Annotated in this window: 10 protein-coding genes; 6 read left to right on the plus strand and 4 right to left on the minus strand. The window is 47.5% G+C overall.

The window, feature by feature from the left end; genetic code table 11:
- Positions 1-10 precede the first annotated feature (10 nt).
- Together ABFC84_01010 and ABFC84_01015 are read right to left on the minus strand one after the other, a co-directional pair.
- Positions 11-1,267: a hypothetical protein gene (locus ABFC84_01010; GenBank protein ID MEN6411323.1), complete on the minus strand. Its 1,257-nt coding sequence runs from the start codon at positions 1,265-1,267 to the stop codon at positions 11-13.
- A gap of 84 nt (positions 1,268-1,351) precedes the next feature.
- Positions 1,352-2,038 (minus strand): GntR family transcriptional regulator, encoded by a 687-nt coding sequence (locus ABFC84_01015; GenBank protein ID MEN6411324.1) that lies wholly within the window; start codon positions 2,036-2,038, stop codon positions 1,352-1,354.
- 447 nt (positions 2,039-2,485) lie between these two features.
- Here ABFC84_01015 and ABFC84_01020 point away from each other — a divergent pair, with 447 nt between their 5' ends.
- Positions 2,486-5,740: a DEAD/DEAH box helicase gene (locus ABFC84_01020; GenBank protein ID MEN6411325.1), complete on the plus strand. Its 3,255-nt coding sequence runs from the start codon at positions 2,486-2,488 to the stop codon at positions 5,738-5,740.
- A 574-nt stretch (positions 5,741-6,314) separates the two neighbouring features.
- Entirely contained in the window at positions 6,315-6,896 is a 582-nt protein-coding gene (locus ABFC84_01025; protein ID MEN6411326.1) for a flavodoxin family protein, read from the plus strand.
- 63 nt (positions 6,897-6,959) lie between these two features.
- Here the strand turns inward: ABFC84_01025 and ABFC84_01030 are convergent, their stop codons facing one another.
- Positions 6,960-7,394, minus strand: coding sequence for an OmpH family outer membrane protein (locus ABFC84_01030; protein MEN6411327.1), 435 nt, complete (start codon positions 7,392-7,394; stop codon positions 6,960-6,962).
- A 41-nt stretch (positions 7,395-7,435) separates the two neighbouring features.
- On the minus strand, positions 7,436-7,729 hold the full coding sequence (locus ABFC84_01035; protein MEN6411328.1) for a hypothetical protein: 294 nt from the start codon (positions 7,727-7,729) through the stop codon (positions 7,436-7,438).
- Positions 7,730-7,964: 235 nt separating this feature from the next.
- Here ABFC84_01035 and ABFC84_01040 point away from each other — a divergent pair, with 235 nt between their 5' ends.
- Genes ABFC84_01040 through ABFC84_01055 form a run of 4 tightly spaced genes read left to right on the plus strand, consistent with a single transcriptional unit; the run spans position 7,965 to position 11,909 of the window.
- Positions 7,965-8,585 carry a hypothetical protein gene (locus ABFC84_01040; GenBank protein ID MEN6411329.1) on the plus strand — a complete coding sequence of 207 codons (621 nt, stop codon included), beginning with the start codon at positions 7,965-7,967 and terminating at the stop codon, positions 8,583-8,585.
- 21 nt (positions 8,586-8,606) lie between these two features.
- On the plus strand, positions 8,607-9,140 hold the full coding sequence (locus ABFC84_01045) for a hypothetical protein (protein MEN6411330.1): 534 nt from the start codon (positions 8,607-8,609) through the stop codon (positions 9,138-9,140).
- Positions 9,124-10,467, plus strand: coding sequence for an Nramp family divalent metal transporter (locus tag ABFC84_01050; protein MEN6411331.1), 1,344 nt, complete (start codon positions 9,124-9,126; stop codon positions 10,465-10,467). Before ABFC84_01045 ends, ABFC84_01050 begins: the two co-directional genes overlap by 17 nt.
- A 53-nt stretch (positions 10,468-10,520) precedes the next feature.
- A complete protein-coding gene (locus ABFC84_01055; protein ID MEN6411332.1) occupies positions 10,521-11,909 on the plus strand; it encodes an FAD-linked oxidase C-terminal domain-containing protein in 1,389 nt (462 codons plus the stop codon).
- Positions 11,910-11,918 lie beyond the last annotated feature (9 nt).

Raw genomic sequence — 11,918 nt, forward strand, 5'->3', positions numbered from 1 at the left:
CATTCCCCTTCTAAATAAAAAATGTGAAAATAAAAGTAATCAATAAACCAACCAAAATAGAAGGTCGCTGAAACCGGTTGGCAGCTTTCAGTTCCGAATCAGGAATCACCGGAATAACAGTAGCCAAAGCCGAAACCGGACCGCCGGTGAGAAAATACTGCATAATCGCACAGCCGCCTACAGCCGCTACCGCAGCCGCAAAGGAATCGGCTCCTATTTTTAAAACAATCTGCAAAAAAGGAACTACAATGGCGGCAGAAGCCGCATTGGACTGAGTGACCAAGCCGGTAAGCGCTGAAACCAACAGCATAATCTGGATGGGCGCCAGCTTCAAATATGGCGCAAACCAATCGGCAAGAAGACTGACCAGACCGACTTTATTGATTACCGATGACATGTAAAGAAAAGCAATGGTAGCAAACAGGGGAATGGCAATCCGATTAACCCCTTCCATCATAGCATTTTCCCCTTTTGCCAGGGGCATTCCTGCTAAAAGAGCAACTATCAGGGAAGATAACACGCCGACAAGTAAAATCGGATAACCAAAAGCAAAACCGATAACCAGGATAACAAAAGGAAATATCGCCTTGCTGAACGAAACTTGATTTTCGCCATTATAAGCGGCCGCCAATTCATCAAAAGACGAAGCCGCCGGAATTACCCGATTTTTATCTTCCTGCCGCAGCCGATAAAAACTAACAGCAAAAATTGCTAAGGTACAAACAGCGCCAATCACGTTCAGCATGCCAAAGCCAATGCCGGCAGTCGCAATAATCGCCACCATCGTCGGATGAGTAAATCCGGCAAAGTTGCCGAAATTACCGGCGTGAGCCTGCACTCCGGCCGCCTTGCTGGGATCAACGCCTAATTCAACCGCTGCCGGACCGGTAATTACCGCTGTAATCGCCGGTTGGGTAAATCCGGTCAAAGCACCGATGATACCGGCGGCAATACCGCCGGCAGTACATACACCGGGGCCGCCGCCAAGCTTTCTGCCAGCCTCCATGATCTTCACAATAATGGCATTGAGAAACCCGGCCTTTTCCATGATCCCGATAAAGACCAGTACGCCCACCATATCCGCAATCACCGGGTGCAAGCCGGAATTGATCAGCTTCACGATGGTGATTTCCCCTTTGCCGCCGAAAGGAAAGCCTGCAACCATTGCGGCAATACTGGAACCGATGACGGCTGTTAAATAAATCGGAACCCGCCCGCTAATCATAAGGATTAGCGTTACAACCATAATAATCTGAGCAAATTCCATGCAAATTCTCCACCCTTCTTTTTATTCTCCAAAGAATTTATTTTTTCGTTCATCCCTCCCCCGCTTTACTCAAAAACCCACCGGTCAACTCTGAATCTCTGTTTGTGATTCCCGATTTTCCCAGTGTTTATAAATATTTTTTTGCGTATTTAGCACATGAAATAGAACCGCCTGCTTTGCCTTGACGAGATCTTTTGCTTCCAACGCAGTGATGATACCGGCATGCTCCTGCAATGTTTCCCGATAGCGTTTTGCTGTTTGAATCGCCGTAATCCCCAGCCGCCGCATCATATCGCTGAGATTGGCCAAAATCTGAATCAACCGTTTATTCCCGGTCAGCTCCGCCAGGTACATATGAAAATTCCGGTCCAGTTCAATGAAATCACCGGCTTTAAATTCATCCCCCAGCTGGGCCTGATTCTGGTGCAGCTCCTTAATTTTAAGCAATTGGCCGGGAGTGATCTTTTGAATAATGAGTTCTATGACCATGACCTCCAAGGTCATCCGCAACTGAGACACTTCTTCAATATCCTCCGCAGTGATCTCAGTCACGTAAGTCCCCTTCCATGCCTCCGTCACGACCCAGCCTTCCGTTTCCAGCCGCTTGAATGCCTCTCTCAGCGGCGTACGGCTAATCCCCAGCTTGTCGGCAAGAATTCTTTCGTTTAATTGCTCGCCCGGTTTCAGCACTCGGTTAATAATAGCCGTTTTAATCTCTTCATAAATCTTTTCCTTATAAGAAACTGCCTTTGCCACTTGTGTGATTTCCATTGCTCTCACCCTTTTTAGCCGCATCATTCAGCATACGGTATGTGGTATACCAGTTGACTGTCATTCCCCTGCTCATAAAAAGTAAAGAAGCCTTTGCGTCAAAAATAACCGCAAAGGCTTCTTTGCCTCCTTAACATAAAAAGCCCCGGGATAATAACCCCGAGGCTTCTTTGCCGTAACAATCATCTGTTATAGAGTGAATTATAAATGGAGTAATCCGCTTTGTCAAGCTATTTTTAACTGACTGCTGCCCGATTCTACTAAAAATCACATACTATCAATTAGGGCACGATTTTTCTTACTTATACAGGAATTTACAAATCATTAAACCTGAATAAAGTGAAAGGAAAGCGCAGCAGAGAAATCCCCGCTGATCGTGGCACATTTTGCAAAATATGTTATGATTGATGCTATAAGCTAAGTCCGACAGAAAAGGAATGACTGTTCATGCTAACCGAGAAAGCAATAAAATTCGAAGCTGCTTTAGGCACTTCTTATACGAAAGGCTGCCGATATTTCCAAAACGACGCGGTGCGAGAGCTGCACTATTTCTCGCAAAATAATATATTTGAAGCACGTGTCCAGGGACGCGAGCTCTATACGGTAACCGTCCAAATTAACCGTCGGCAGGCAATCGATTACTATGATTGCGACTGTCCGGCTTTTTATAGCTACAATGGAGCCTGCAAGCATATCATTGCCGTATTAAAAAAGATTCAAAAAGAATGGGACACCTACTTTGGCGTGGGAAAGGCTTTGCCCCCTACCCGGGCAACTCAGGAATTGCTGGCCTTTTTTCAAAACGAGACAGTCCCGGCAGCAGAACCGGTGAATAAAGGGAAAATTAAGCTCATCCCTACTTATTCCTTCGCTAACAGTTCCGGCGTTACCACCAACTGGCTGGAGTTTCTCATCGGCCGGGAGCGGATGTATGTTTTGAAAGATATTCCCCAGCTATTAGCGGTTTTAGACAGCAACCAGGAAATTTCTTACGGCAAAAGCTTTACGCTAACGCCTCGGAACATGGTGTTTGACGACTTATCCAAGGCACTGCTGAATCTGCTGCGTCAGGCCTATGCCGAAGAAAAGCAGCGCGTCGCCTGGAGTTATTCTTATTATTCTTCCGCCGGTTCGGCGTTTGCCGAGCCCAAACGCTTTCGTCTGACGAATTCCAATTTAGCCCGTTTTTTTGCTGCCGTCGGCGGACAACCTTTTACCGTTATATTGCATGGCGAAAAGATTACCGACGTCAGACTGCAGGAAGGAAGACCGCCGCTGCAACTGGCGGCAAAAGCAACCGACGGCGGCCTTAAGCTTGCCATGAAAGAAAAAAGCGCCGAACTCTACGGCTTGGATACGGATTTTCGCTATCTGTACTATAAGCGCGGCATTTACAAAGTGGATGACCAGTTTGCCAGCTATATTAAACCGCTGCTCCGGTGTTTTCGGGAAAATCGCAAACCGGAAACCTTTATTCCGTCAGCAGCAGTATCCGATTTTTTTTCGGCCACACTGCCGGCCCTGGAAACTATTTCCTCAGTAACTGTAGACAATGCCGTATACGACCGATTCTACAAAGAGCCTCTGGAGAAATACGTGTATTTTGATAAACTCGGCGATGGCATGAGCGCCCGAATTGAGTTTCGCTACGGAGCTCTGTCGATCAATCCGGCGGAACCTTCACCTCCGGCAGAGTCCACATTACAGGGAAAATGGCTGCTCCGGTCTACAGCCGAAGAAAATCGGGTACTCCGGCTTTTCCGGCAGCATGGCTTTACCGAATCAGCGGGAAAATTTGTACAAGCCGATGAGGAGGCAACCTATTGCTTCCTCCAGCAATCCCTGCCGGAACTTCACGACATAGCCGAAATTTTCTACTCCGATGATTTCAAACCCGTCAGCATAAAATCTACCAGTACAATGATGGCCGGCGTACGGCTGAATACGGAAACCGATATGCTGGAATTATCGCTGCACTATGACCAGTTCTCTCCCCGGGAACTGCGGGAATTATTGGCGGCCTGCAAGCTAAAAAAGCGCTATCACCGCTTGCAGAACGGCGGTTTCATTCCCCTTGATTCCCCCGACTTTCAAGCCGCTGCCGGTCTTGTGGAGCAGCTTGGCCTGCGCTCCTCCGATATTGAAAAACAGGTCATTGAACTGCCTAAATACCGAGCCCTGTATCTGGATAGTCTGGCCCGGGAAACAGCCGATTTTCATATGGAGCGCAGCAGTGCCTTTAAACGGATGGTGCAGGACATTCATGAACCACAGGATGCTGAATATCCCCTTCCCCCTGGCATCCGGGGAAGGCTTCGCGATTACCAGAAAACAGGCTTCAAATGGCTAAAGACACTTGCCAGTTATGGCTTGGGCGGCATTCTGGCCGACGACATGGGATTAGGGAAAACCTTGCAGGTCCTAACCTTTATTTTGTCGGAAAAGGCAACATCTTCCCGCCCTTGTCTGGTGATTGCCCCGACTTCTCTGCTCTATAACTGGCAGGAAGAAGTGCTGAAATTTACTCCCGAACTAAACGTAACTGTGATCACCGGCCAACAAAGTGACCGGTTGGAACAATTGCGGCACATTGATCAAACGGATCTGGTGGTAACGTCCTACGGACTGCTCAAACGGGATATCGCCTTTTATGAAACCAAAAGTTTTCACGCCTGTTTCCTGGATGAAGCCCAGCATGTCAAAAACCCCAATACACTAAATGCCAAATCCGTCAAGAAAATCAAAGCCAAAAACTACTTTGCCCTGACCGGAACCCCAATTGAAAACACCTTAACCGAACTATGGTCGATCTTTGATTTTTTAATGCCCGGCTATTTACGAACCCATAAAGCCTTTATCAGCCGCTTTGAAGCGCCGATCATCAAAAATGGCGATCAGACCGCCCTGCGGGAATTAGGGCGGCATATCAGCCCTTTTATTTTGCGGCGCATGAAAAAAGCAGTTCTGAAGGAACTGCCGGAAAAAGTGGAAAGCAAAATGGTTAACGAGATGACGGCTGAGCAATCCAAGCTCTATGCCGCCTGGCTGTTGCAAGCCCGAACGGAATTTGAAACCGAAGTACAAGCCCATGGCTTTGAAAAAAGCCGGATAAAAATACTGTCCCTGCTCACCCGGCTGCGGCAAATCTGCTGCCATCCCTCTTTATTTATCGAAAACTATCATGGCGGCTGCGGCAAACTGGACATGCTGCTGGAACTGTTAAAGGACGCCGTCAGCGGCGGCCATCGGATTCTCTTATTTTCCCAGTATACCGGTATGCTGTCCTTGATTCAACCGCAACTGGCCGCCATGAAAATGACCTATCACTACCTGGACGGATCAACTAAGGCCGAAGACCGCGTCAAACTTGTACACGCCTTCAACGCCGGCGAAAAAAACATTTTTCTGATCTCCCTGAAAGCCGGCGGAACCGGCCTAAATCTTACCGGCGCCGATATGGTGATTCACTATGACCCCTGGTGGAATCCGGCCGTAGAAGATCAGGCAACCGACCGGGCCTACCGGATCGGTCAGAAAAATTCGGTTCAAGTATATAAGCTGATTACCAAAAATACCATTGAAGAAAAAATTTACAGCTTGCAGCAAAAAAAGAAAGAACTCATTAATAGCCTTATCCAACCGGGTGAAACTTTCCTGACCAAAATGAACGAGTCTGAAATCCGGGATTTATTTACCTTTTGAACTTATTCTTATCGGTACTGTCTAATTAAAAAAGCCCGAGACATTTGATATGAAAATTCAGAGATTTTTAGCCATAGAGAACGCCGTGGGATTTTGAGCCACGAAAAAATAGATAACCCGCAAGAGCATTCTCTTGCAGGTTATCTCCGGCACTTTCCTTTTTGACCTGGCTACTCTTTGTTAAGCTTTTTCTGGAGACAATCACTTAACTTCGCGAGAGGCATACCTCTCTTCTGTCCCAGTCAGTACGCTATGTGCCGGAGCTGAACTGTCGCCACTAACGTCTTAGCCCTTTGCGCTAATAAAGGTGTGACCGTGACAGCTCTTGCAGAGGAGCCATCCGAACTTTCCCCTATGGGTTTTGATACCTTTCCGGCATCTTCCGAACAGCCCCTGCTATTGATTTAACTATACCATATATCCCCTGTGCCTGCAATTATTATTTTGTAATATTATGAATAATTATATAGTTGTTCATAATATTACTTAGTTAGAAGGATATTAACCGCTCAGGCAGAATACGCTCAATAAAAAGAAAAACCGCTGTCAGCTATAATAAAGGAGACATAAATTCATGAAAGTCGTAGGCATTAATGGAAGCCCCCGCAAACGCGGCAATACAGCCATCTTACTGCAGGCGGTATTTGACGAACTGAATCAACAGGGAATTGAGACGGAACTGATTCAATTGTCCGGGCAAACCATCAAAGGCTGTACGGCCTGCCGGGCTTGTATCACAAATAAAAATAAGCAATGTGTCATAACGGACGATTTTTTTAACGATTGCTTGGCAAAAATGATCACCGCCGATGGAATCATCCTCGGCTCTCCCGTACATTCTGCCGGTGTAACGTCACAGATTAAGGCATTCATCGATCGGGCCAGTATCGTACTGGCTGCCAATAAAGGCCTGTTAAAACACAAAGTAGGCGCAGCAGTGACAGCCGCCCGGCGAGGCGGCGCCATTAGCGCCTTTGATACCCTAACCCATTTTCTGCACAGTAAGGAAATGTTTCTCGTAGGTTCAACGTATTGGAATATGGGTTACGGGAATGATATCGACGAAGTGAAACAAGACCTGGAAGGCATGGCCAATATGAAAAATCTGGGGCAGAATATGGCCTGGCTGTTAAAAAAAATTCACGGGGCTGCGTAAAGACGCAGCCCCGCACCATCCTGACAAAAAAGAAGGTTGAAAGTCACAGCTTGAGCCGGCTTGTTATTTCCCGCCGATCTTCTGCAGAACATCTTGTGTGATGTCCGTGCCGCCATAAATAACGGTATTCTTTCCCACCACGACCGACAAGCCTTTGGCGTCAGCCACTTCTTTGATCGCAGCATTAATGTTTTCCGTAATCGGCTTTAACAATTCCAGACGTTTCTGTTCAATCTGCTGCCCCAGCTGCCGGTCAAGGGCCTGCTTGTCCTGGTCGCTAAGGTTCGCTGATTTTTCGGTGAACTGCTGCTTATCTTGATCTTGCTCCGCTTTAAGTGCCTCGTTGGCCTTCGGCGTATCCGGGTGATGATTGATCAGGTAAAGGTAATCAACAAAACCTACCGGCGAAGCCGTCGGAGATGCCTGGGCTGTCCCCATTGCCCCCAGCAGCAAAGCCATCGCCAGGAACACCAAAAATATTCTGTTCTTGCTCTTCATTATATCTGTTTACCTCTTTCCTGCCTCACTGGCATATTCTTTCATGACTTTCCGGCTGCTTCAGCCGGATTATTTTCAACTGCAGGCACCGGACTCACCGGCTGATCGTTTCTTTTCAAAACTCCGGCTTCAATTAACTGGTTTACAATATTTTGATGGGTGCCCAAGGATTGAACGAACCCGTCCAGCGGCATGATAATTCGCTTGCTTACATCCACCACTGGCTGACCGTTATCGCTCTTGAGATGGGGCTGAAGAGACATTAGATCGATACGTACTAAATTTCCAGTAACGTGTATGGCGCTGATGCCGTCAGCAAAGATTTCCTGATTCATTGTTCTCCCTCCTTTGGTTTTATTTAACTTCCCTATTAGAATACCATATTTGGAACCAGCTTGCTTATTATTTATCTCTCTTTCAGTCAATACTTCGGAATGCAGAATATCAGCATTTTTTCACAGCCTTGCCGAAAGCTTCCGTTTCTTATCTGCCAGAAAGGTTGAATGCAGGATTTTGGGCTTCACTTATCGTAATATTCAAGATAGCCGCTCATTACAAGGAGGCCTCGCAATGATAAAAAAAAACCACCTGTTATTTCTCCTAATCTGTGCTATTTTTGCGATTTCCAGTGTCTGCTGGGCTGAGACAAATTCTCACTCCACCGGCAATCCTGCCGCCGTTTCAAATCAAAGAACCATCGGCATTTTTCTGGAAACGCCTGACACCTATGCTAATAACGAAACCATTCAGGATCTGGTCGTCAAAAAAGCAAATTCTCTTTTCCCGGCGAAGCAGTTTGTTCTTCTCCCCCTGGAAGCAACGAGTGCGGCGATAAAATCATATCGCCCCGCCAACCGTCCGCTAAGTCTCTATTCTGCTCAGCCGTTGACCCGTGAAGACGTTCAATCACTGGCAAAAGAATTGAAGTGCGATTACGCCCTCTTTATTACCTTGCACAAAGGTTTGCCCAGTATAAGCACTGATTTTAGTTCAGCAACTTATAAAACTTCTATTACCTGCGACATCCGGTTATTACATATTCAAACGGGGAAATACATAACTACCGACCAAATTACCAAAGAGAGTGGCGACAGCACTCTCACCGGTACCACCACCGTCAACGACAGCGCCTACTATGATGCCTTAGAAAGAGCGTTAATGGAACTGCATATCGATGCTTCGCGCTTGTAAACTATAAAAGGAGTGAGAAAGATGGAAACGATAAAAAACGTACGTCATTTGCCATTGGTTCTCGTACTCACCGCCTTCTTCCTTTTCAGTTGCACCGGCTCCGCCGCTGCGCTCGCCACCAGCTTTGACAGCTATGATGAAAGCGTCGTCCACCAAAGCTTGAAAACAGTTTCCAAATGGTCCTCTGTCGATCAATATGCTTTTGTGAAGCATATTGACAAGGACGGCACGGAGTCCTACTGGCTGTCGATTACCGTGGACAGAGCCCTGAATATTGATGATAAGGCGGAAATTACTATCGATGGGATCGTTTATAAAATTGACAACAACCTGGATTTTATCAATAAATACAACCGGGCTCTGTTAAGGAATCAATCTTTTGCCGTATACGATCTGTCTGACGATTTAATTGATAAAATTAAAAACAGCCAATTGTCTTTAAGCTTTAAATTCTATTTTACCAACCGCTCCCCTATCGTATGGCATCCGGATGGTCATCAGACGAAAGAAATTAAAGATATTATTGACTTAGGCCGGGATGTCAAAAGAGATTGAGCCCGGCAGGCTGCAATCACTTGGCTATGTTGCTAAAACACAGGAGGAAGTGACCGAAACGCTGCATTTTATCGCCAATTATTTTAACAGCAAAGGCCACCGGAAAAATTTAGAAGCCTTTCAGGTTTTACGCTACATCGGGCCGGGAATTTTAGTCACCGTTGGTTTTATTGATCCGGGAAACTGGGCGACTAATATGGCGGCCGGCGCCGATTACGGTTACAAACTGCTGTGGATGATTACCCTGTCAACCGTTATGTTGATCTGGCTGCAGCACAACGCGGCCCATCTGGGCATCGTAACCGGACTTTGTTTATCGGAAGCAGCCACCATTTATTTACGGCCGCTTTTTTCCCGCTCTCTGCTATTTTCCGCGGTAGCTGCCGCAGCGGCAACTGCTATGGCGGAAATTATCGGCGGTGCCATTGCCCTTCAGTTGCTGTTCCATCTTCCGGTAAAAATCGGCGCCACTATCACCGGGTTCTTTTGCGGCTGGCTGTTATGGTCCAATTCCTATAAAAAAATGGAGAAAATCATTATCGGCTTTGTTTCGATGATCGGGCTCTCCTTCTTATATGAAATCAGTCTTGTGAATATTGATTGGCCCCAGGCGCTTACAAGCTGGTTATTGCCATCCGTTCCGGAAGGTTCCATCGGCGTAATCATGGGCGTTATGGGTTCTATGGTAATGCCCCATAATTTATTTTTACACTCGGAAGTGATTCAAAGCCGACAATGGCATTTAGAAAATGAGTCGGCAATCAAAAAACAGCTGGATTTTGAATTCCTGGACACTTTATTTTCCATGCTACTGGGCTGGGCCATCAACAGCGCCATGATCCTGGTAGCAGCAGCCGTATTTTTTACCAATCATATTCATGTCACTGAACTACAGCAGGCTCAGGAAATGCTGAAACCGGTACTGGGAAGCAGTGCCGCCGTTGTTTTCGCCGTCGCCCTGCTGTTTTCCGGCATTTGCTCCACCACTACAGCCGGAATGGCCGGCGGCAGCATCGTCGCCGGCTTGTTTAAAGAACCTTATGACATTAAAGACCGCCACTCCTGGTGGGGCGTTCTTCTGACTTATGGGCTGGCAGTCATTACAATCTTGTGCATTAATGATCCCTTTCAAGGACTCCTGTATTCCCAAATCGCCCTTAGCATTCAGCTGCCCTGGACGATTTTCCTCCAGATTCGTCTTACTTCCTCGAAGACAGTAATGGGCAAATACGCAAACAGCAAATTCCAGCAGATCATTTTATGGACAGTAGGCATAATTGTAGCTGTTTTAAATGTCATACTGGTTTATGATGTTTTTTTTAGCTAATTATTACTAACCGGATTTATCCTTGCGCCATATTTTAAGGAGGGTACACAATTATGATAACCAATGAAATCAAAGCAAAAATCCGTGCGATTGTCGGTGCGGAAAACGCGCTTGACTCAACCATTGAATGTTTTGGCTACTCTTATGACTCGTCTTTCGTTCCCATGGAGACAAAAAACATCCCCCAGCTGGTGGTACGTCCGGCTGCTGCCGAAGAAGTATCCCAAGTCATGGTCCTTGCAAACGAACAGGGCATCCCGGTGACCCCCCGGGGAGCGGCCAGCGGCCGTACCGGCGGCAGCATTCCCCTGGAAGGCGGCATATCTCTTTCCCTGGATCGCATGACAAAAGTCATTGAATTTGACGAACAAAACATGATGATTACCGTCGAACCCGGTATGCGCACCATTGATGTGTATAACTATGCGGCGGCAAAAGGACTCTTCTACCCCCCTGACCCCGGCAGCTGGAAGTACTCCACCATCGGCGGCAATGTGGCGGAAAATGCCGGCGGCATGCGGGCCGTTAAGTATGGCGTGACCAGCAATTATGTCATGGGCCTCGAAGTTGTCCTAGCCGACGGTACGATTATTCACACCGGCGGCAAAGCAATCAAAAATGTTACCGGCTATAATTTGACCCAGCTGTTTACCGGTTCGGAAGGCACTTTGGGAATCATTACCAGGATTTTGCTCCGTCTGATTCCTATGCCGAAAATGCGAAATACCCTGCAGATGATGTTCCCTCAATTGGACGACGCCTGCCACACCATCCGGGATATGCTGCTGACGGGAGTTGTGCCGGCGACGGCGGAATTAATGGACCGGGTCAGCCTGGAAGCCGTGGCCCGATACCGCAAGCTGGATGTGGACCCCAAGGTGGATGCCTGTGTCATTATGGAAGTTGACGGTGACACGAAAGAAGATTTAAAAAAACAGGCGGATCGGATTGAAACCATTGCCCATAAAAACAGCGTCCTGGAAGTACAGGTTGCCGCTTCTCAGCAGGAATCGGACGAAATCTGGGCCATCCGCCGGGGACTAAGCTCCGCCATCGGCGCCATGGCGCCTACCCGGCTGGGAGAAGATATCTCCGTACCACGGGACGCATTTCCGGAGACGGTGCGTCTGATCCGTAAGATATCGGAAAAATATAAACTGACCATTGCCGTTTACGGTCATGCCGGCGACGGCAACCTTCATCCTTCCGTACTGTGCGACCTTGCCAAGCCGGAAGAGGCCGAACGGGCCCATCACGCCGTGGATGAAATTTTTGCTGCCGCCTTATCCGTTGGCGGCACATTGTCAGGCGAACATGGCATCGGCATCACCAAACGGCCGTATATCACCAAAGCACTGGGTGAAGCCGGAGTCAATACACTAAAACTAATTAAGCAGTCGCTTGACCCTAAGGGGATTTTAAACCCCGGGAAAATCTGGTAACCGAGGGAG

Source organism: Veillonellales bacterium (assembly GCA_039680175.1).
Taxonomy (GTDB): domain Bacteria; phylum Bacillota; class Negativicutes; order JAAYSF01; family JAAYSF01; genus JBDKTO01.

Excerpts from the sequence above, each read along its gene's own strand:
- ABFC84_01020 (MEN6411325.1), top strand. The coding sequence starts at position 2,486 with ATGCTAACCGAGAAAGCAATAAAATTCGAAGCTGCTTTAGGCACTTCT.
- ABFC84_01010 (MEN6411323.1), bottom strand. The coding sequence starts at position 1,267 with ATGGAATTTGCTCAGATTATTATGGTTGTAACGCTAATCCTTATGATT.
- ABFC84_01040 (MEN6411329.1), top strand. The coding sequence starts at position 7,965 with ATGATAAAAAAAAACCACCTGTTATTTCTCCTAATCTGTGCTATTTTT.
- ABFC84_01015 (MEN6411324.1), bottom strand. The coding sequence starts at position 2,038 with ATGGAAATCACACAAGTGGCAAAGGCAGTTTCTTATAAGGAAAAGATT.
- ABFC84_01055 (MEN6411332.1), top strand. The coding sequence starts at position 10,521 with ATGATAACCAATGAAATCAAAGCAAAAATCCGTGCGATTGTCGGTGCG.
- ABFC84_01045 (MEN6411330.1), top strand. The coding sequence starts at position 8,607 with ATGGAAACGATAAAAAACGTACGTCATTTGCCATTGGTTCTCGTACTC.
- ABFC84_01030 (MEN6411327.1), bottom strand. The coding sequence starts at position 7,394 with ATGAAGAGCAAGAACAGAATATTTTTGGTGTTCCTGGCGATGGCTTTG.
- ABFC84_01050 (MEN6411331.1), top strand. The coding sequence starts at position 9,124 with ATGTCAAAAGAGATTGAGCCCGGCAGGCTGCAATCACTTGGCTATGTT.
- ABFC84_01025 (MEN6411326.1), top strand. The coding sequence starts at position 6,315 with ATGAAAGTCGTAGGCATTAATGGAAGCCCCCGCAAACGCGGCAATACA.
- ABFC84_01035 (MEN6411328.1), bottom strand. The coding sequence starts at position 7,729 with ATGAATCAGGAAATCTTTGCTGACGGCATCAGCGCCATACACGTTACT.